Origin of the sequence: Lentzea flaviverrucosa, from assembly GCF_003350445.1 — a bacterium.
GTDB classification, from domain to species: domain Bacteria; phylum Actinomycetota; class Actinomycetes; order Mycobacteriales; family Pseudonocardiaceae; genus Lentzea; species Lentzea californiensis.
Window position 1 is genome coordinate 1 of sequence record NZ_QQAU01000009.1, and the last position, 17,982, is coordinate 17,982.

At 69.8% G+C, this 17,982-nt stretch carries 18 protein-coding genes and 1 pseudogene; 11 read left to right on the plus strand and 8 right to left on the minus strand.

Annotated elements, in window-relative coordinates:
* Nucleotides 1-185: pseudogene (locus tag DFR72_RS26135) on the minus strand (lysozyme); the annotation flags it as partial.
* A 349-nt stretch (nucleotides 186-534) separates the two neighbouring features.
* On the opposite strand from DFR72_RS26135, the gene DFR72_RS26140 reads away from it, so the two are divergent.
* Nucleotides 535-1,941: a M1 family metallopeptidase gene (locus DFR72_RS26140; protein ID WP_170176401.1), complete on the plus strand. Its 1,407-nt coding sequence runs from the start codon at nucleotides 535-537 to the stop codon at nucleotides 1,939-1,941.
* Between the two features lie 45 nt (nucleotides 1,942-1,986).
* Here DFR72_RS26140 and DFR72_RS26145 read toward each other — a convergent pair whose 3' ends face one another.
* Genes DFR72_RS26145 through DFR72_RS26155 form a run of 3 tightly spaced genes read right to left on the minus strand, consistent with a single transcriptional unit; the run spans nucleotide 1,987 to nucleotide 4,946 of the window.
* The gene (locus tag DFR72_RS26145) at nucleotides 1,987-2,922 is read right to left on the minus strand and encodes a LysR family transcriptional regulator (RefSeq protein WP_090063057.1); all 936 of its coding nucleotides are present in this window, start codon (nucleotides 2,920-2,922) and stop codon (nucleotides 1,987-1,989) included.
* Nucleotides 2,923-2,937: 15 nt separating this feature from the next.
* Nucleotides 2,938-4,239 carry a purine-cytosine permease family protein gene (locus tag DFR72_RS26150; protein WP_090063059.1) on the minus strand — a complete coding sequence of 434 codons (1,302 nt, stop codon included), beginning with the start codon at nucleotides 4,237-4,239 and terminating at the stop codon, nucleotides 2,938-2,940.
* A 2-nt stretch (nucleotides 4,240-4,241) separates the two neighbouring features.
* On the minus strand, nucleotides 4,242-4,946 hold the full coding sequence (locus DFR72_RS26155; RefSeq protein ID WP_342768676.1) for a tRNA-dependent cyclodipeptide synthase: 705 nt from the start codon (nucleotides 4,944-4,946) through the stop codon (nucleotides 4,242-4,244).
* 162 nt (nucleotides 4,947-5,108) lie between these two features.
* Here DFR72_RS26155 and DFR72_RS26160 point away from each other — a divergent pair, with 162 nt between their 5' ends.
* The 4 genes from DFR72_RS26160 (at nucleotide 5,109) to DFR72_RS26175 (ending at nucleotide 8,206) form a co-directional block, all read left to right on the plus strand.
* Nucleotides 5,109-6,041: a LysR family transcriptional regulator gene (locus DFR72_RS26160; protein WP_090063062.1), complete on the plus strand. Its 933-nt coding sequence runs from the start codon at nucleotides 5,109-5,111 to the stop codon at nucleotides 6,039-6,041.
* A 91-nt stretch (nucleotides 6,042-6,132) separates the two neighbouring features.
* Nucleotides 6,133-6,480, plus strand: coding sequence for a rhodanese-like domain-containing protein (locus DFR72_RS26165; protein WP_090063064.1), 348 nt, complete (start codon nucleotides 6,133-6,135; stop codon nucleotides 6,478-6,480).
* A 45-nt stretch (nucleotides 6,481-6,525) separates the two neighbouring features.
* Nucleotides 6,526-6,987 (plus strand): thioredoxin family protein, encoded by a 462-nt coding sequence (locus tag DFR72_RS26170; protein WP_090063065.1) that lies wholly within the window; start codon nucleotides 6,526-6,528, stop codon nucleotides 6,985-6,987.
* A gap of 70 nt (nucleotides 6,988-7,057) precedes the next feature.
* Complete coding sequence (locus tag DFR72_RS26175; protein WP_245983524.1) at nucleotides 7,058-8,206, plus strand: MFS transporter; 1,149 nt, start codon at nucleotides 7,058-7,060, stop codon at nucleotides 8,204-8,206.
* Between the two features lie 85 nt (nucleotides 8,207-8,291).
* Here DFR72_RS26175 and DFR72_RS45700 read toward each other — a convergent pair whose 3' ends face one another.
* Nucleotides 8,292-8,456, minus strand: a complete 165-nt coding sequence (locus tag DFR72_RS45700) for a hypothetical protein (protein WP_170176402.1) — start codon at nucleotides 8,454-8,456, stop codon at nucleotides 8,292-8,294.
* Between the two features lies 1 nt (nucleotide 8,457).
* Entirely contained in the window at nucleotides 8,458-10,017 is a 1,560-nt protein-coding gene (locus tag DFR72_RS26180; RefSeq protein ID WP_090063067.1) for a serine hydrolase domain-containing protein, read from the minus strand.
* Nucleotides 10,018-10,182: 165 nt separating this feature from the next.
* Here DFR72_RS26180 and DFR72_RS26185 point away from each other — a divergent pair, with 165 nt between their 5' ends.
* Together DFR72_RS26185 and DFR72_RS26190 are read left to right on the plus strand one after the other, a co-directional pair.
* Nucleotides 10,183-10,680, plus strand: a complete 498-nt coding sequence (locus DFR72_RS26185; RefSeq protein WP_090063068.1) for a hypothetical protein — start codon at nucleotides 10,183-10,185, stop codon at nucleotides 10,678-10,680.
* Nucleotides 10,681-10,718: 38 nt separating this feature from the next.
* Entirely contained in the window at nucleotides 10,719-10,982 is a 264-nt protein-coding gene (locus tag DFR72_RS26190) for a GlsB/YeaQ/YmgE family stress response membrane protein (protein ID WP_090063070.1), read from the plus strand.
* Nucleotides 10,983-11,092: 110 nt separating this feature from the next.
* Here the strand turns inward: DFR72_RS26190 and DFR72_RS26195 are convergent, their stop codons facing one another.
* Nucleotides 11,093-12,412, minus strand: a complete 1,320-nt coding sequence (locus DFR72_RS26195) for an alpha-lytic protease prodomain-containing protein (protein ID WP_090063071.1) — start codon at nucleotides 12,410-12,412, stop codon at nucleotides 11,093-11,095.
* A 310-nt stretch (nucleotides 12,413-12,722) separates the two neighbouring features.
* Here DFR72_RS26195 and DFR72_RS26200 point away from each other — a divergent pair, with 310 nt between their 5' ends.
* From DFR72_RS26200 to DFR72_RS26210, 3 genes are all read left to right on the plus strand, one after another.
* Nucleotides 12,723-15,065: a molybdopterin-dependent oxidoreductase gene (locus tag DFR72_RS26200; protein ID WP_090063597.1), complete on the plus strand. Its 2,343-nt coding sequence runs from the start codon at nucleotides 12,723-12,725 to the stop codon at nucleotides 15,063-15,065.
* Between the two features lie 66 nt (nucleotides 15,066-15,131).
* Nucleotides 15,132-15,683: an EF-hand domain-containing protein gene (locus tag DFR72_RS26205; protein ID WP_090063073.1), complete on the plus strand. Its 552-nt coding sequence runs from the start codon at nucleotides 15,132-15,134 to the stop codon at nucleotides 15,681-15,683.
* A 252-nt stretch (nucleotides 15,684-15,935) separates the two neighbouring features.
* On the plus strand, nucleotides 15,936-16,442 hold the full coding sequence (locus tag DFR72_RS26210) for a VanZ family protein (RefSeq protein ID WP_211335537.1): 507 nt from the start codon (nucleotides 15,936-15,938) through the stop codon (nucleotides 16,440-16,442).
* Nucleotides 16,443-16,449: 7 nt separating this feature from the next.
* On the opposite strand, the gene DFR72_RS26215 is transcribed toward DFR72_RS26210, so the two are convergent.
* Nucleotides 16,450-16,638: a hypothetical protein gene (locus tag DFR72_RS26215; protein ID WP_090063076.1), complete on the minus strand. Its 189-nt coding sequence runs from the start codon at nucleotides 16,636-16,638 to the stop codon at nucleotides 16,450-16,452.
* 119 nt (nucleotides 16,639-16,757) lie between these two features.
* Here DFR72_RS26215 and DFR72_RS26220 point away from each other — a divergent pair, with 119 nt between their 5' ends.
* A complete protein-coding gene (locus tag DFR72_RS26220) occupies nucleotides 16,758-17,942 on the plus strand; it encodes a fumarylacetoacetate hydrolase family protein (protein WP_090063077.1) in 1,185 nt (394 codons plus the stop codon).
* Nucleotides 17,943-17,982: the final 40 nt, after the last annotated feature.

The following is a 17,982-nucleotide window of genomic DNA, read 5'->3' on the forward strand; positions in this document are numbered from 1 at the left end:
GAACGCCACCAGTGTCCCCAGTCGACGTTGCCCTGGTGGCTGCTGACGTCGATGCCGTCCACCCTGCCCACGTTGCCGGCGCCGAGGTCCGGTGGCGTCGTCAGCATCTCGCCGGTGCCCTCGTGCTTGGCGATCTGCGACCCCGCGGCGTGGTCGTCCGAATCTTCCTCCGCGTGAGCGCTCACCGGAACCAGAACGCTCGCGACCACCGCGATCGCGGCAACGCCTGCGACGCGCCGACAAGCACGTGTTGGGGACGACATCGGTTACCTCCAGGTGGATCGATGGCCCTGGAAACCAGCTACCCCTGCCGGCAAAGGAAAAACCGGAGAGCGTTTTGTTAACACGAGCGAGTGAGCGAGGTCGGGGGCGAGGCACTCCCGGTGACGGAGTTCCCGCGATCTGTTCATCCGTGCAGGTGGACACCGTGCCGGATAACGCACGGGCATGAAGAACTGACATTGGTACGACCGAACCGCGCGCACACAGACTGAACGGACCCCTGCCACTGTCCTGAGAGGTCTACCAATGGCTGTGCGGAATCGACGAACGTACTCCCTGTCGCTCTGCGGTCTGTCGCTGTGCTGTTCACTCCTGACGCCGGCGGTGGCGCACGCCGGCGACACGATCGGCTCCGACGGTTACGTGCACGTCGCGCCCAACGGTGTCGTGCTCGGCGTCGACCCCTACTACCCCACCGACGGCAACGGTGGTTACGACGTCGGCGACTACACCGTCGACCTGTCCTACGACCCGGCCTCGCGTTTCCTCAACGCCAAGGCCTTGGTCACGGCCACCACCACGCAGCGCCTCAGCCGGTTCAACCTGGACCTGCGCGGTCTCACCGTCACCGCGGTGAAGGTCGACGGTGTGCCCGCGTCGTTCGTCCGGGCGAAGGTCCACGAACTGGTGATCACGCCCGCCACCGAACTGGCGGCGGACACGTCCTTCACCGTGGAGGTCGTCTACTGCGGTCGCCCCCAGCCCGAGTACGTCCCCGGCCGGGGCGCCACCGGCTGGCGCACGACGCGGTCGGGCGGTGCGGTCGCGGCCGGTGCGCCCCATTCCGCGGCCACGTGGTTCCCGGTCAACGACACCTCGGCGGACAGGGCGACCTTCCACCTCAACGCCACTGTTCCCACCGGATGGGGCGTGGTCTCGACCGGAGTGCGCAAGGCCGTCCACAAAGGAACTCACAGCTGGGCGGAGGAGGTGCCGGTCACGCCTTCCGGCACGATGATCGCCATCGACCGGTTCACCGTCCGCGAGTCCACGCTTCCCAGCGGCACCTCCGTGCTGGACGCGTTCGCGCCCGGCTCCGACACGACGCTCGCCCAGGAGCTGCCCGCGGTGATGGAGTTCCTGACCGGCAAGCTGGGTCCTCATCCCCTGCCGGCCACGGGCGGTGTGTACCTGCCGGACTGGCTGGGCCACTCGCACCCTTCGCAGGGACGACCGGTGCACGGCGCCGCTGCCGGCCAAGCGGCGTTGGTGCAGGGCCTGGCATCGCAGTGGTGGGGCAACCAGCTCGCCATCAAGATGTGGAAGGACCAGCCGATGGTCGAGTCGTTCGCCCGGTACGTGGTGTGGTTGTGGAACGAGGCGAACGGCGGGCCCGCCGCCGAGCAGCGTTACCAGGACGCCCTGCGCCGGGCGGGCGCCGACACCCGGTTCTGGGGGCGCGAGCTGGCCGATCCCGGCGTGGGACGGGAGTTCTCCGTCACCGACAAGGGCGTGTTGATGGTGCACGCGCTGCGCAAGCACATCGGTGACGAGAAGTTCTTCACGGTGCTGCGGGACTACCCGGAGATCGCGACGCAGCTGAACCAGGGCTGGTACGACTGGGAGCTCTACACGGCGGCGGTGGCGGACAAGGACCTCACAGCGTTCCACGAGGCCTGGGTCCACGGGACGACGCTGCCACCGGCCGAGCTCCGCTGACGGTGGCGGTGTGCCCCTCCTGTTGCGGTGGGGCACACCGCTTCGTCAAGCCAGGTAACGGGAGTAGACCGGCGAGGCCTCGCACTCGAGCCGGTAGGCCAGCGCGGCGTCCGCGAGGACGTCGCGGGCCACCCGCGCGAACTCGCTCTCCCGGTGCCACACGAGCAGGAACCTGCGCGACAGCGCGTCGTCCGCGAGCAGCCGGGCGGCGACCTGCAGGTGCCCTTCGCACGCGGCCTGCGACAACCCGACGGCGCCGTTGCGCACCGCGGCCACGGTCATCCCGAACGACTCCGAGACGTACTGCACCCGAGGGGTGAAACCCTTGCGGCGACAGGACCTGTGGAAGTACTCGTGGAAACGCGTCGAGTCGGGCGGGGGCAGCACCCACGGCTCGCCGGCCAGCTGTTCCAGGCCGATCACCTTGTGCCGCGCCAGCGGATGGTCCTCGCGCAGCAGCACCAGCGTCCTGTCGTGCGCCACCACCGCGAAGTCCACCGAGGCGGGCGCGACCGCCTCGAACCCGGGGTAGTCCTTGACCACGCCCACTTCCAGCCGCCGCCGCACCACCATGTCCACGACGAGGTCCCGGCATTCGCTGTCGAACAACGACGCGGACGGCCCGTGCGGCCGGTGGCTGTCGACGATCGAGGGCAGGTGGCACAGGACCGGCGAGCACACCCCGCCCACCCGCACGAGCTCGGAGGGGCTGGTGCGGACCTCGATGTCCCGCGCCAGCCCCTCCATCATCGGCAGCACCGCGCTGATCCGGTCGAGCAGCAGTTCACCGGTGGGTGTCGGCACGACCGGCGCGGTGCTGGAGCCGCGGTCGAACAGCCGTTGCCCCAACGCGTTCTCGAGGCGCTTGAGGTTGCCGCTGACGGCGGGCTGGCTGATCCCGAGCCGCACCGCCGCTTCGGACAGGCTGCCGGTCTCGCCGATCGCCCGCACGAGCTTCAGGTGGTGGACGTCGAGTTCCATGCCGTCACTTCCCCGTCAGCGGTGAGTGTCGACCCGGGATCGCGGCGCCGGCCGCATGATCCCGGCCGTCCTGCCGATCGCAGCGTACAACGCGAACGCGACCACGACGGAGTTGATCGTCGGAATGCCGAACGGCACCAGGAACCCGACCGCGGTTCCGGCCGCCCAGCACACCAGCGAGGCCGGGACCCAGTCCGGCGGAACGGCCGGCAGCTCGCCTCTCGCACGCGAGGAGTCCAGCTCAGCGCGCCACGTGCGCACCACGAAGTACTCGGCGATCATGATGCCCGCGACCGGTGGTGTGATCACCCCGATCCAGGTGAGGAACACCGTGAAGTGGTCGAGGATGCCCAGCGCGGACAGCGCGGTGCCCAGGCCGCCCAGGCACAGCGTCGCGGTCGAGCGGCTGATCCTGCGGCCCAGCAGCACGTCGACGGTGTTCACCAGGCCGAGGGACGCCGAGTAGAGGTTCCAGTCGTTGATCTTCAGGATCGCCGTGATCATGATCAGCGTGCCGACCACGCCCGAGCTGGACATGATCATGCCGACCACGTCGGCGCCGGCGGCGGCGTGCGCGAGCAGCACCCCGGTCAGGCCGATCAGGTACTCGCCGAGGGTGACGCTGATCAGCGTCTGCTTCACGACGTCGGAGGGACGCCGGTTGAACCTCGTCATGTCGGGAGTCATGACGGCGCCCATGATGAACGCGCCCGCGACCAGCGTGGTGCCCTCGGCGAGGCTCAGCGCCGGGCCGGGCGGGGTCATGCCGACCAGGTCCGAGAGGTCGTGCCTGTGCAGCTCGGCGACGATCGTCCAGCCGGTCAGCAGCAGGAACGCGGGCACGGTGAGGTAGGCCGTCCACGCCATGGTGTGGAAACCCGCCACGACGATCACGGTCACCACCAGGCCGCCGAGCACCGCCCACGCCCAGACCGGCGGGCCGCCCATCAGCCGGTGCAGGCCGTGCGCGAACACGTCGTTCTGCACGCCGAACCAGCCGGCGAGGCTGAGCGTCACGAGCAGCCCGACCAGCGCGGAACCGCGTGCCCCGAACCCGGCCCAGCGGGCCAGCACCGACGTCGACACGTTCTCCCGCACGCCCGCTATCCCCATCAGGATCGTGACGACCTCGAGCATCACCGACCCGAGCGTGATCGCGAGGACCGCGTCCCAGAACGTCATCCCGAGTCCGAGCGTGGCGCCGAGGAGGAACTGGTGGAACGCCGAGACCTGCCCGAACCGTTGCACGGCAACGGAGACCCACGACCTCCTGGCCTCGACGGGAAGCCTGCTCAGCGAGTAGTCGTCGTGTGCCACCGTCAGGCCGCCTCTTCGCGAGGCGTCAGCACGACGAAACCCTGTGCGGGGTTCGGCAGCCAGGCCAGTTCCCTGGCGTACAGGCGTTCCAGGAACGCCACCCGCTGGTGGTAGGCGAACACCGAGCTGTCGACGCCCGCGATCGCCGGGGTGTCGATGAACATGGGCAGCTCCGCGAGGAAGTACCGGACGGCGCACCGCAGCTGGTCCTCGGTGGGCGCCTGACCGTCCGGCAGACGGCGGTCGAGCACCCAGCGCGTGGCGTCCAGGCACTCCGCGGCGAAGGCGTCGTCGGTCATGAACCACGCGCCCGCGTCGCGCAGCAGCTCCCGGTACCTGTCGTTGCGGGCCAGGGTCGCGCCGTCGAGCAGGTGCTCCTCCGGCTCCAGCACGCCGACGTCGCGCAGGGCGCGGCAGATCTTGTTCACCACGTACTGGCCCTGCCGTCCGGCCTTGCGCTGCGCACGGCCGGGTTCGTAACCGAGTGCCTCCAGCGTGTACACGGCCGCGTGGTCGGGCACGAAGAAATGGAAGCGCTCGAATTCCCGCATCGCCCAGCGGGCGAGAGCGGTGATGCGTTCCACCGAGAAATAACTGTTGAACGGGCTCACACCGATGCACACGTGCCTGCCGCTTCGCAAAGGGGCGGCACAGTGCTCGGTCAGCGGAGTTGTCAGCAACACCGTCGACTCCGAAAGGTTATTCACAGGGGCAGGGAAATCCGGATTCGACCACTATCGGCAGAAGCAGAACCGGTGGGTACTGCCGGAAGGTCATGCCGTCGCCTTATGCGTCCAACGCCCGAACGTCCTGCTCCGTTCGGCGCCGAACTGCTGACAGCGTGCGTTCGGGCGTGTCTGATGAGTGACATGGAGCTCCAGGTCCGCCATCTGCGGGTGCTCGTCGCCATCGCACGAGCGGGCAGTCTCAACCGGGCGGCCGGCGAGCTGCGGCTGGCCCAGCCCGCCCTCAGCCACCAGCTGCGCCGCATCGAGCAGCTGGTGGGTGAACGGCTCTTCGACCGCGGCCCGCGCGGCGTGCGCCCGACCCGGATCGGCGAGCTGGTGCTCGCCCGCGCCGCGGCGATCATCCCGGCGTTCGACGAGCTGGACCGGGACTTCCGCCTGCAGCAGCCGTCCCCCGGCGGACTGCGGATCGGCTGGAACGACAGCAGCCTCGTGCCCGGACTGTTCGGGTGCGTCGAGCGGCTGCTGCCGGGCCACGAGCTCACCAGCCGCGCGGACCTGTCGCACAGCAGGCTGGTCACACAGGTCGCCGGCGGGTGCGTCGACCTCGCGGTGGCGATGATCTGCGGTCCGCGGACGCTGGCGGTGCCGGACGGGGTGCGCGCCGAGCGGGTGGTCGTCGAGCCCTCGTTCGTGGCGCTGCCGTCGCGCCACCCGCTGGCCGCCTCGCCCGTCGTCGAGCTGGACGATCTGGCGCAGGAGCAGTGGATCGTGTCCAGCTGCGGCGACGGCTGCCGGGTCGTGTTCCGCGAGATGTGCCTGGCGCACGGGTTCACCCCGCGCATCGCGCACGACGTCGACGCACTGAGGCACCGCCTGGTGTCCGGCGAGCACGGGGTGTGCCTGGTGCAGCCGACCACACCGGAACCTCCCGGCATGGTGATCCGGCCGCTGGCCGGTGACCCCATGAAGGTGCAGCACGTCCTGCTCTGGCGCGCGGACCACCCGCTCGGCGACCGGTTCGCTGCCGTGCACCTCGCCGCGGTGACCGTTTACGAACGGCTCGTCGCGCAGAACGACCGCTATCGCGGATGGCTCGATAACGGCGTGGCATAGCGCGCCGGCAGTGGGCGAGAACCTCTGACCCGGCCACACTCGGAATCGGCGCGAAACACCGCGCCAACCGTGCCGGAAAGGGACCGCTCCGATGTTGCCGTTGATCTCCCGAGAGGAACTCCGAAAAGGAATCGACGCGGGCACGCTGGTGGTGGTCGACACCATGCCCGCGGGCTACTACGAGAAGGAACACCTGCCCGGCGCGGTGAACATCCCCGGATTCCCCTACGAGCAGGCGGCCGAGCTCACCGACCGGCACGCACCCGACGTCCTGCCGGACAAGGCCGCCGAGATCGTCGTCTACTGCGCCAACGTGCCCTGTCGCAACAGCGAGCTCGTGGGGTCCCGGCTGCTTCGACTGGGTTACTCGAACGTGCGCAAATACCGCGAGGGCATCGAGGACTGGGTCGGTGCCGGCCTCGCCACGACCTCCGGCTGAGCGCCGACGGGTGCCTGTACTTCCCCTGCCTACCAAGGAGTTCTGATGTCCCTGCTCAAGAACTGGCTGCGCGCGGGCGTCGCCGTCGTGGCGCTCCTGGCCTCGACGGTGCTGCCCGCGGCGGCCCAGGCCGCTCCGGCGGCCGGCTCGACCATCCAGATCAGCGCGGAGAACGTCGTCAAGGTGACGTCCGCGAACTACCAGCAGGTGATGGAGGAGTCCAAGACCAAGCTGGTCGTCCTCGACTTCGGCGCCACCTGGTGCCCGCCCTGCCGTCAGCTCAAGCCGGTGATCGAGAAGCTCGCCGCGCAGTACGGCGGCCGGTTCCTGCTCGGCGAGGTCGACGTGGACGTCAGCCGTGACCTCTCCTCCCGCTACCGCATCCAGTACCTGCCCACGCTGGTGCCGGTGCGCGACACGGCGGAGCTCCCGGGCTCCCGCATGATCGGGTTCAAGGGCGAGACCGCGCTGCGGACGTGGATCGACGCCCAGCTGGCCAAGGGCTGACCCCGGTCCACCGCCCCGGCACGGATGTCCTGCTCCCGTGCCGGGGCGGTTCCCACGCGAGAGGAATCCCTTGTCCCAGAACAGGCTGCCGTGGCGGGCGCTGCTCGCCCTGACCCTGACGGTGCTGCTCGGCTGCCTTTCCGAGGTGCTGCCCGCGGGGTTGCTCCTGGGCATCTCCGAAGAGCTGCGGGTGTCACCGTCCGCCGCCGGACAGCTCGTCACCGTCTACGCGGTCACCACCGCGGTCACCGCGATCCCGTTGACAGCACTGACGTCCCGCCTTCCTCGCAAGCGCGTGCTCGTGGCGCTGGTGCTCGGGTTCGTCGTCACGAACCTCGCGATCGCGACATCCCCCGGTTACGGTGTCGTCCTGGGCGCACGCGTGATCTCCGGCGCCATCACCGGCGTGATGTGGTCGCTGGTGGCGGTGTACGCGATGCGGATCGCGCCGCCGGGGCAGGCCGGACGCGCGCTGGCGATCGCGATGGCGGGCACGCCCATCGGGTTCGCGGCGGGAGTCCCCGCCGGTACGGCTCTCGGCGAACTGGTCGGCTGGCGCTGGTCGTTCGCGGTCATGGCGGCGATCGCGGTGCCGTTGCTGTGCTGGATCCTGCTCGTGGTGCCGGCGGTCACGACCGAGCCCGCCCGACCGGCGCGGCACGCGTTGCCGATGCTGCGCCAGATCCTGGTCATGGTGTTCGTGTACTCGTTGGCGCACAACATGCTCTACACCTACATAGGTCCTGTCCTCACCCGGCTGGACCAGGAGTACCTCCTGACCACGGCGCTTCTCGTCTTCGGTGTCGCCGCCGTGGGCGGAATTCTCGCCGTCGGATCCACAGTGGACCGCAATCCCCGTGGAGTCCTGGGCTGGTGCCCGTTGCTGACCGCAGCCGGCATGGTCTTGCTGGCGGTGTCCGACGACTGGGCCACAACCCTGATGGCTTGTGCGGTATGGGGCCTGGCGTTCGGCGGCGCACCCACGGCGTTCCAGTCGGTCACGGCTCTGATCGCGGGACGAGACGCGGATCGAGCCCAGTCGCTGACCATCGCGGCCTGGAACGGCGCGGTGGCAGGGGGTGCCGCGGTGGGCGGAGTGGTGCTGGACACCGCGGCACCCGCGTTGGCCTGGACGGCCGCGGCACTGGTGGTCGTACCGTTCTGGATCGCGACCCGCCTTCCCACCGCGGTGGGACGCGGCGCGCCCACAGCCTCCTGATGGTGCACGTCGAGCGTCGTTTCCGCGGTGACCAGCACGACGGGTACCGACCAGCGATGGCCGATCGGTACCCCTGCAGCGCTGCTCAGCGGAGACGCAGCGACTGCTTCACCACGTACACGCCCGCCAGACACGCGCCGAGGAAAAGGATGACCGGCACGATCAGGGGCCGTTCGAGCAGCAAAGTCGCCACTCCGGCGGCACTTGTCAGAAACATGGCCACCATGCCGTTGCGAACCTTCGGATCCATCTCACTCCTCCCTGTCAGCTTCCGGGAACCGGAGCCGGACGTTCGCCGCCGGGGTGAGGTGGACGTCACCGAAACGGCGCTGTAGCGAGATGTCCGTCGGACTGGCTGACCGCGAACGGCCGGCGGGGACGGCTTTCACGACGAACTCCTGGATGCGCGCCGGCTCCACGGGAGTCAGGTGGATCATGCACAGCAACTCCCCGCGCTCACCCGGGATCGACCAGGTGATGTCGGCCGCGGTGGAGGCGGAGACGGCGGAGGACGGGCGGGAGTCGAGCAGAGGGCCGACCTCGGCCACGAGCCGGGCGAGTTCCGCGCGGCGTTGCGGCAGCGGCCGGTCGAAGTCGATGTTCTCGGCGAATATCCGTGCGGCGAGGGAGTCGTCCCAGTGCCGGATGAGCGAGTCGGCCTGCGCGCGGAGCGCGATCGTTTCCGGCCACAGCGTGGCGGTGGTCGCGTGGGCCTGGTTGCGGTTCAGCACCCGTCCGAGCGCCTCGACGCAGAGCCCACCCGGATTGCCCCGGTTGCCGTTGGTCAGGACGACCGCACCGTGGCCCGACTCGGGGTGCCAGGCCATGTAGAGCCAGAAGCCGGGGAGTCCGCCGCCGTGGGAGATCACCGTCCCGCGATGCAGGTCGGTCGTGACCGCGAGGCCGAGCGCGTATCCGCTGGAGTTCAACCGGACCTGTCCGAAGCCGGCCAGGGTCAGCGATGGTGGCATGAACACGCGAACGCGCTGCAGGTCCCGCCGGGACAAGCGGCTCAGCACCGGGGTGTCGTCCTCGGCTCGCTCGGGCCGGAACGCGGAGCCGAGCCAGGTGATCCACCGCGCGAGGTCGCGCACCGTGCTCACGAGTCCACCGGCGCCGAGGAACGCGTCCGAGGTCTGCGGTGGGTAGGCGACCCAGTTCCCCTCCGTGTCCAGCGAGTAGCCGACGGCGCGTGGGAGATGATCGGGCACGGCCGTGTCGCAGAACGTCGAAGTCAGACCCAGCGGCCGCAGCAGTTCCTCGGTGACGAACTCCGCCAGTGGCCGGCCCACCGCCCGGCTGAGGGCCAGGGCGGCGATCGTGAAACCGAGGTTGGAGTACTCGAAGACCGCGCCCGGCAGGTGGCTGAGCCGAACTCCCTCGGACACCTGGGCGAGGAGGTCCTCGGTGGGGGTGTTGATGAACGGGTCCACCCAGGAGTTGTCCTCGGTGAGGCCGCCGCACATGCCCAGGAGCATCTCGATCGTGGGGACGTCCTGCCGGTCGTCAGCGAGGACGAACTCGGGGACGTACCTGGTGATCGGATCGTGCAGGGACAGCTGGCCCTGGTCGCGGGCGATCAGCACGGCACAGGCGATGAAGCTCTTGGTCATCGACGCGATCGGGAAGACCACGTCCGCGTCGGGAACGCCGCCGTGCTCGTCGACCGTTCCGAAACCAGCCGCGTGCGACAGCCCGTCCTGGTCGGTGACGCCGTAGACCAACGCCCGCGAGTGCCCGGCCGCCGTGTGCTGGCCGAACAGCGCGTCGAGCTCCTTGTGGAACGGCACCTGGAGCACTTCGTCCGACATCTGCCAACCAACTCCCCCACCCGCACGGCCTGCGGTTCGATCGGGCCAGATCGCTTCGCCGCCACCGACGCTACCGAAAGGGGCCGGTCACGGGCGCACAGTTGATCACGGACCGCAAGGCCGCCGGCACCGTGGCGCGCCGGGCCGGGCTGGTTGGATGACGCCGTGCACTACGACGAGGTGGAGCAGGCCGTCCGCGAACTGGCCACGGCCGCCGACGACGAGAAGCGCCACCGGTTCGGCGCGGAGACCGTGGTCCGGCTGACCGCGGGCGACGACCTCGCGGACGCGGCGGGGGCCGAGTTCGACGACGACGCCGGCAGGCGTTCGAGCAGGCGCGCACGGACCCGGCCGGCAGCACTCCCGACCGTCTTCGGGCGTGGATGGACACGATCGACAGGGGCACGCTGTCCGACGGACATGGACCCGCAGGTGCTGTGGGCGCTGGAGGCCCTGGAGCACTGGGCGAGCTTCCTCGCCGACCGCGACCCCGAGGCCGTGGTGCAGTTGGCGATCCGGTCGCTGGAGGCGGTGGACTACGAGGTTCCGGCGCGCTTGGACGACTTCCTCGCGTCCCCGGCGATGGCGGCCGAGTTCGACCGCATCGGCGCGCGACTTGGATCACGGTCGGCGGCGCGGTTGAGCGATGGACCGGTGGGGTAGCTAGAACGAGGAAGGCAATCGACCACCAGGAGGATGACGTGATCGGGTTCATCGTCGCCGGCCTGATCATCGGCGCACTCGCCCGACTGATCAAGCCCGGCAAGCAGAACCTCGGCATCGTGGCGACGCTGCTGCTGGGGCTGGTCGGCTCCGTCATCGGCGGCACCATCGCCAACCTGCTCGGCACCGGAGACGTCTTTGAGCTCAACGTGCTGGGCTTCATCGTCGCCGTGATCGCCTCGGTGCTGCTCATCGGCGTCGCGGAGGCCGTCGTCGGCCGCAACCGCACCAGCGTGCGATAACGCCGGACCGAACCCCCGACGGCCCCGGTCACCGCGCAGGTGACCGGGGCCGTTCCCTGCCCGCCCCCGGCGGGGGCAGCCGTCGGGGACCGGTGTGAGGGGTCTTGCCGTCAGAGCCGCTGCCACAGGGCAGGGGTGTTCGGCGGCTCCCATCCTGGAACGGACGTGTGCGGCTGGATGACGCGGTAGGTCGCACCGCCGTAGGTGACCTGGGCGCCGTTGGCGTAGTTGGTGTACGGGGCCCACGAGCCGCCACCGCCGGGGGGCGTGGTGGTCGTCGTGGTCGTGCTGGTCGGCTGGGTGGTCGTGGTCGGGCCGGCGGTGGTCACCAGGCGCAGGTTGTAGGCCTGCAGGATCTCGGTCACCGGCTGGAAGTAGATGGTGCCGCCGGACTGGCAGTTGCCGGACCCGCCGGACGTGACGCCCTGGGCCTGGTCGCCGGTCAGCCACGAGCCGCCGGAGTCACCGGGCTCGGCGCAGGCGTTGGTGCGGGTCAGGCCGGTGATGGTGCCCTCGGGGTAGGTGACCGAGGCGTTCTTCTGCTGGATGGTGCCGCAGCGCCAGCCGGTGGTGGAGCCGGACCGGCAGACCGAGGAGCCGACCGGAGCCTCCTGGGAGCCCGCGACCGGGACGGTGCCCGGGTAGCGGTTGACCAGGGCACGCGGGGTGTTGCCCGCGTCGGTGCGAACCCAGGCGTAGTCGTTGCCGGGGAAGCTGCTGCCCTGGATGGTGCCGCCGGGGTTGGTCGTGCGGCCGCCCGCGGCTCCGCAGTGGCCCGCGGTGACGAAGCCGCCCTCGACGGCGAAGCCGATGGAGCAGCGGCCGCCGCCGGGGAGGCCGTAGGCGTTGCCGCCGACGATGTCGATCAGCGGCTTGGGGTCCTCGGCGCTGGCCTCGAAGGAGACGATGTCGCCGAGCAGACCTGCCTCGGCCGTCCACGCCTTGGCCTGCGCCTCGCCGCCGGCACGGGAGAGCACGACGATCTTGTTGGTGCGCACGTCGACGTACCAGCCGGGAACGGCGTCGGGGGCGGTGGTGGCCTTGGCGTCCAGCTTGATCTTCGCGCTGTCCAGAGCGGACGCGCTGTGCTTCGCCGTGGTGGCGACGGCACCTCGCGAGCGCACCGCGCTCGCCAATGCCGGGTCGGTGACCGCGACCGTGAGGGTGTGGCCGGTGCCGTCCAGCCAGGACCCGGCGTACGCCGAGCCGAGGCGCGACTTCAGCGCGGCGTCGGTCTGACCCGCGACCTTCTCGGCATCCAGGCGCTCCCGCGCCTGCTCCGACGAGATGCCGAGGTCACGGGCCATCGCGGCCAGCAGGGCAGGGTCAGCCGTGTTGGCCGCGGTGGCGCTGGTCGTCAGCGCCACCGCGATGGTCAGCCCGGCCGCCGTGGCCGCCGCCGTGGCGGCGGCGATGAGCTTGCGGTTCATGTCCGCTCCTTGCATGCAGGGTGATTGCGCGCAGACCGTACGACGCGGATCACGACAAGTGGTACATACCAATTGGCCATAAGGTCGAGCGACACGACCCGTGCTCACGGGAGCCTCTGATGGCCGCAGGCGCTACGCCAGCTTGATGAAGCTGGCGTCGAGGGTGGGAGAACCATGACCGCTCCGTGCCACCATGTTCGAGAAAATCGGCCTCGACCCGAAGGCGAAAGGCAGGCCCCGCAACGACACGTCACCCCGGCGGTGTGAGCGACCGTTGTCCGAGATCGAGGACTTTCAGAGGTGGAGTGTGGTGGAACGACGCGTGTCGGTGGCGACGCACTGGGGAAGTTTCGTCGCCGTGGTGGATTCCGGCCGGTTGGTGCGGATCGAACCGCGACACGACGACCCCGTGCCATCGCCCATCGGTCCCGGAATGGTGACGGCCGCCGACGACAGCGCTCGCATCCTGCGTCCCGCGGTGCGCGAAGGCTGGCTGAACGGCGAGTCCCGCAGAGCCAGAGGCTCGGACACCTTCGTCGAGGTGAGCTGGGACCACGCGATCACGCTGGTGAGCGACGAACTCCGTCGAGTTCGGTCACAGCACGGGGACAGCGCGGTGTTCGGCGGGTCCTACGGCTGGGCGAGTGCGGGCAGGTTCCACCACGCGCAGGGACAACTCCACCGGTTCCTGGCGCTGGGCGGCGGATACACCGACTCCCGCAACACCTACAGCACCGCGGCTCTGGAGGTCATCCTCCCGCACGTGATCGGCGGTCATCCGTGGAGCTACCAGAGCCGGATGCCCATGTGGGACAAGATCGCCGAGAACTGCGAGCTCGTGGTGGCGTTCGGAGGGCTGGCCCTCAAGAACAGCCAGATCAACCCCGGCGGCCTGGCCAAGCACCAGACCGAGGACCTGCAACGCCGGTGCCGCGAGGCCGGGGTGCGGTTCGTGAACATCAGCCCCATCCGCAGCGACGCCGCCGACTTCCTCGACGCCGAGTGGCTGCCCGTCGTGCCCAACACCGACACGGCCGCGATGCTCGGCATCGCACACACGATGCTGGTCAACGGGTGGCACGACGAGGACTTCCTCCGGCGGTGCTGCGTCGGGTTCGACCGCTTCGCCTCCTACCTGACCGGCGAGCTCGACGGCGTTGCGAAGGACGCCGCCTGGGCGGCGAAGATCTCGGGCATCAGCCGCGACACGATCATCGACCTCGCTCGCCGCCTCACCGCGCAACGATCTCTCATCATGGTCAACTACGCGGTGCAGCGGGCGGACCACGGCGAACAACCGATCTGGATGTCCGTGGTGCTGGCCGCCATGGCGGGCTCGCTGGGCCGGCCCGGATGCGGCTGGGGTGCGGGGTACGCGACGATGGACGCGACGGGCGTCGCCCCGGACCGCGCCTTCGTCGCGACGATACCGGCGGTTCCCAACCCCGTTGCGGACTTCATCCCCGTCGCGAGGATCGCCGACACCCTGCTGCGTCCGGGTGAGGTCATCGACTACGACGGCAAGCGCCTCACCTTGCCGGAGCTGCGCCTGATCTACTGGTGCGGGGGCAACCCGTTCCACCACCACCAGGACCTGCACCGGTTGACCCGCGCCTGGCAGGCCCCGGACACGGTGGTGGTGCACGAAGCCTGGTGGAACACGACGGCCAAGTTCGCGGACATCGTCCTCCCCGTCGCCACCAGCCTCGAGCGCGACGACTTCGCCGCCGGGTTCTCCGACCCCCACATCGTCGCGATGCCGAAGGTCCGCGAACCGGCGGGCGAATCCCGTACCGACCACGACATCTTCGCCGCCTTGGCCTCCCGGCTCGGGTACGGGCAGGAGTTCACGGAGTCGCGCTCCGAGATCGAGTGGGTCCGGCACCTCTACGAGCAGACGAGGGCCGCGCTCGGCGACGACGCCGCCCTGCCGAGCTTCGACGACTTCTGGCAGAGCTCCACCGCTGAGCTGCCGGCGTCGGCCGGACCGTTCCCCGGCAGCTTCGAGGACCTCCGCGCAGACCCGCAGCGCTTTCCCGTGCCGACACCGTCGGGCCGGATCGAGATCTTCTCCGAGGAGATCGACTCGTTCGGCTACGACGACTGCGCCGGGCACCCGAAGTGGTTCGAACCGGCGGAGTGGCTGCACGCCGATCTCGCGGACCGGTTCCCGCTGCACCTGATCTCCAACCAGCCCGCCTCACGTCTGCACAGCCAGTACGACAACGGCGGCCACAGCCTCAGTTCGAAGATCGGCGGACGCGAGCCGGTGACGCTCAACCCGTCGGACGCCGCGGCGCGCGGCATCGAGAGCGGCATGGTCGTGCGGGTCTACAACGACCGCGGCAGCTGTCTCGCCGGTGCGATCCTGTCGGACGCCGTCATGCCGGGCGTCGTGCAGCTGTCCACGGGAGCGTGGTGGGATCCGGTCCAGCCGGGCACGAGCGGGACGATGGACCGCCACGGCAACCCGAACGTCCTCACCGCGGACCGCCCGTGCTCGCGCCTGTCCCAAGGACCGAGTGCCCACAGCGCGCTGGTCGACGTCGAGTGCTACGACGGTTCCCTTCCCGATGTGCTCGCCTTCGCACCACCGAACCTCGTTACGCCAACAGAGGTACGGCACGGTGATCGGCACCACCTGAACGAATGACCTGGTCTCCCCCTTCGGGTCACGCCGCTGGACCCCAACCTCCTGGCCTCAATACGTTGCGCGGTCATGACTTCAGTTCAGGATCTCAAGTACCGCCAGTGGTTCAAGGGCGCGGACGTCGACGGCGACGGGGTGATCACCAGCCGGGACGTCCGGCTGATGGGCGAGCGCTACATCGCGGCCCGTGGTGCCGCGCCGGAGTCCACGACCGCCCGCCGGCTGACCGAGGGGCTGGACGCGTTCTGGGCCAACGTGATCGCGCCGATGGACCGGGACGGTGACGGGCAGGTCGACCTGCGCGAGATGACCGAGGGGTTCCGGCAGGCGCTGGCTGATCCCGCCCTGTACCCGCAGCAGGTCGGACCGGTGGCCGACTGCTACTTCGACCTGATCGACCTCGACGGTGACGACAGGGTCGACCAGGAGGAGTTCGAGGAGATCTTCAGCCTGGCCGGCAACGTGTCGTCCGAGGACTGCGCCGCGGTCTTCAGCGCGTTGGACCGGAACGGCTCGGGCGGACTGGACCGCGCCGAGTTCCACCAGGCGCTCACGGAGTTCTTCTACGGCGACGACCCGGACGCCCCCGCCACGCACCTGTTCGGCAGGATCGCCGCCTGACCGCTCCCACCGCCCGCCGCCCGCTGGTGCGGTGGACACTAACCTTCACCTGGTATTTCGCCGGTCAGACGGGTGCATCGCGGTGCCGTCCCCGCGTCCCGGGTACTGGACGTACGGGGGCGCGGGGACGGTGCCGCGAGGCGCCCTGCTGAGCGCCGGAAGACCCGGTGAAGGTTCGTGGTCACCGCACTAGGCTTCGCCCCACATCGGATTCCGTTGTGGGGCGAGGGGTTCTGAGCTGTGCTGGATCAGGTGCGGTGGGCACTGGACGCCGTTGTCTTCGTGTTCTCGGATCCGCTGACCGCGGGCGGCGTGGTGGTCGGAGCGGCGGTGCTGGGCGCGGGTGCGTGGTTCGCGGCGCGGAGGTTCGGGGGGCGGGCGGTTCCCTCCGTGTTCGCGGGGATCTTCCTCGGCGTCGTGCTCGCGGTGACGTTCTCGCGGTCGCAACCGAGCTGGGCGTTGGTCGGCACGCAGTTCTGCCTCCTCAACGGCTTCTCGCTGCACGGGGTGTCGGAGCTGTTCAACGCGCTGATGTTCGTACCGCTGGTGTGGTGCGCGGTGCTCGCGACGCGACGGCCGCTCGCGGTGCTGGTGTCGGCGGTGGCGTTGAGCGCGGCGATCGAGGTCCTGCAGCCTCTCGTCGGGCGTGGCCTGTGCGAGACGCAGGACCTGTTCAACAACAGCGCCGGAGCCGTGGTGGCGGCTGCTCTTGCGGCCGGTTACGTCGCGTTGCGCGACCGCACGGCGGTACACCGCTGAACGGGGATCACCGGCTGGCCGCGGACCGTGAGCGGGCCAGGGCCTCCAGGAGCGGGGCGGTGCGGCGCCAGCCGAGGCAGACGCCGGTCAGGCTCAGGTCGTGCCGGTCCGGGGTCTTCTGGTTGCCGTCGGCCAGGTAGGACTCGATCATCCCGGCCACGTCCACTTCACCCTCCACCCAGACCAGGTAAGCCACCTGACAAGAGAGAGGAAGTCAACTCGGTGGCTTCCCATGTGAACGTCGCCATACTGGTGATCGATTTGGGTGCTTTCGCTTGAAATCGAGCCGATTCAGTGCGAGCAGGAAGGCTTTCCATGGGGATCTCACTCAACGCCGCCGACGTTCTCCCCCACGACGCAGCGGACGCCGCACTTGTCGCGAGGGTCTTCGACCCGTCCGCCGGCGGCCCTTCGGTGGTGACGATCCGCGGCGAGGAGGTCGTCGACCTGTCGCCGCTGGCGTCGACCGTGTCGTCGTTGCTGGAGCGGCCGGACGCGCTGGAGGTCGTCAGGAACCACCCTGGCGGCACGTCGTGGCCGCTCGCGGACGTCCTGGCCGCGACGACGAACCCGGCCGGTGCCGTTCCCCGGTTTCTGGCGCCGGTCGACCTGCAGGTGCTCAAGGCCGCCGGCGTGACCTTCGTCCGCAGCATGCTCGAGCGGGTCATCGAAGAGCGCGCCGACGGGGATCCCAAGCGGGCCGAGGAGGTTCGCGAGAAGGTGGGCGCGATCGTCCAGGGCCACATCTCGCACCTGAAGCCGGGGTCCGCGCAGGCCGCGGAGGTGAAGAGGGTTCTTCAGGCCGAGGGCCTGTGGTCGCAGTACCTCGAGGTCGGTATCGGGCCGGACCCGGAGATCTTCACCAAGGCCCCGGTGCTCTCGGCGGTGGGGCTGGGAGCCGACATCGGCGTTCTCGCCCGATCGGCCTGGAACAACCCCGAGCCCGAGCTCGTCCTGGTGGTCGACTCACGCGGGAACCCGGTCGGCGCGACGCTCGGCAACGACGTCAACCTGCGCGACTTCGAGGGCCGCAGCGCCCTCCTGCTCACCGAGGCGAAGGACAACAACGCTTCTTGCGCGATCGGACCGTTCCTGCGGCTGTTCGACGACGGGTTCACCCTGGCCGACGCCAAAGCCACCGAGATCGCCCTGGACGTCACCGGCCCCGACGGTTTCGAGCTGCACGGCGTGAACCCGGTCTCCGAGATCAGCCGGGAGCTCGAAGACCTCGTGTCCCACGCCTTCGGCGCCCACCACCGCTATCCCGACGGCTTCGTCCTGTTCACCGGCACGATGTTCGCTCCGACCGAGGACCGCGACCAGCCCGGCGAAGGGTTCACCCACGAGGTCGGGGACGTCGTCCGCATCTCCTCACCCCGGCTGGGCGCGCTGACCAACGTCGTGAACACGGCCGAGGACGCGGAGGACTGGACGTTCGGCATCACCGCGCTGATGGAGAACCTCGCCGCCCGCGGTCTGCTGGGCTCGCCGCGCTCGTGACCTTCGGGGTATGACACTGGCACGGCGCCGCCCCGACCGC

Bases quoted from the DNA above. Each gene is read 5' to 3' on its own strand.
- DFR72_RS26160 (WP_090063062.1), top strand. From the start codon at position 5,109: ATGGAGCTCCAGGTCCGCCATCTGCGGGTGCTCGTCGCCATCGCACGA.
- DFR72_RS26145 (WP_090063057.1), bottom strand. From the start codon at position 2,922: ATGGAACTCGACGTCCACCACCTGAAGCTCGTGCGGGCGATCGGCGAG.
- DFR72_RS26165 (WP_090063064.1), top strand. From the start codon at position 6,133: ATGTTGCCGTTGATCTCCCGAGAGGAACTCCGAAAAGGAATCGACGCG.
- DFR72_RS26220 (WP_090063077.1), top strand. From the start codon at position 16,758: ATGGGGATCTCACTCAACGCCGCCGACGTTCTCCCCCACGACGCAGCG.
- DFR72_RS26180 (WP_090063067.1), bottom strand. From the start codon at position 10,017: ATGTCGGACGAAGTGCTCCAGGTGCCGTTCCACAAGGAGCTCGACGCG.
- DFR72_RS26195 (WP_090063071.1), bottom strand. From the start codon at position 12,412: ATGAACCGCAAGCTCATCGCCGCCGCCACGGCGGCGGCCACGGCGGCC.
- DFR72_RS26170 (WP_090063065.1), top strand. From the start codon at position 6,526: ATGTCCCTGCTCAAGAACTGGCTGCGCGCGGGCGTCGCCGTCGTGGCG.
- DFR72_RS26205 (WP_090063073.1), top strand. From the start codon at position 15,132: ATGACTTCAGTTCAGGATCTCAAGTACCGCCAGTGGTTCAAGGGCGCG.
- DFR72_RS45700 (WP_170176402.1), bottom strand. From the start codon at position 8,456: ATGGATCCGAAGGTTCGCAACGGCATGGTGGCCATGTTTCTGACAAGT.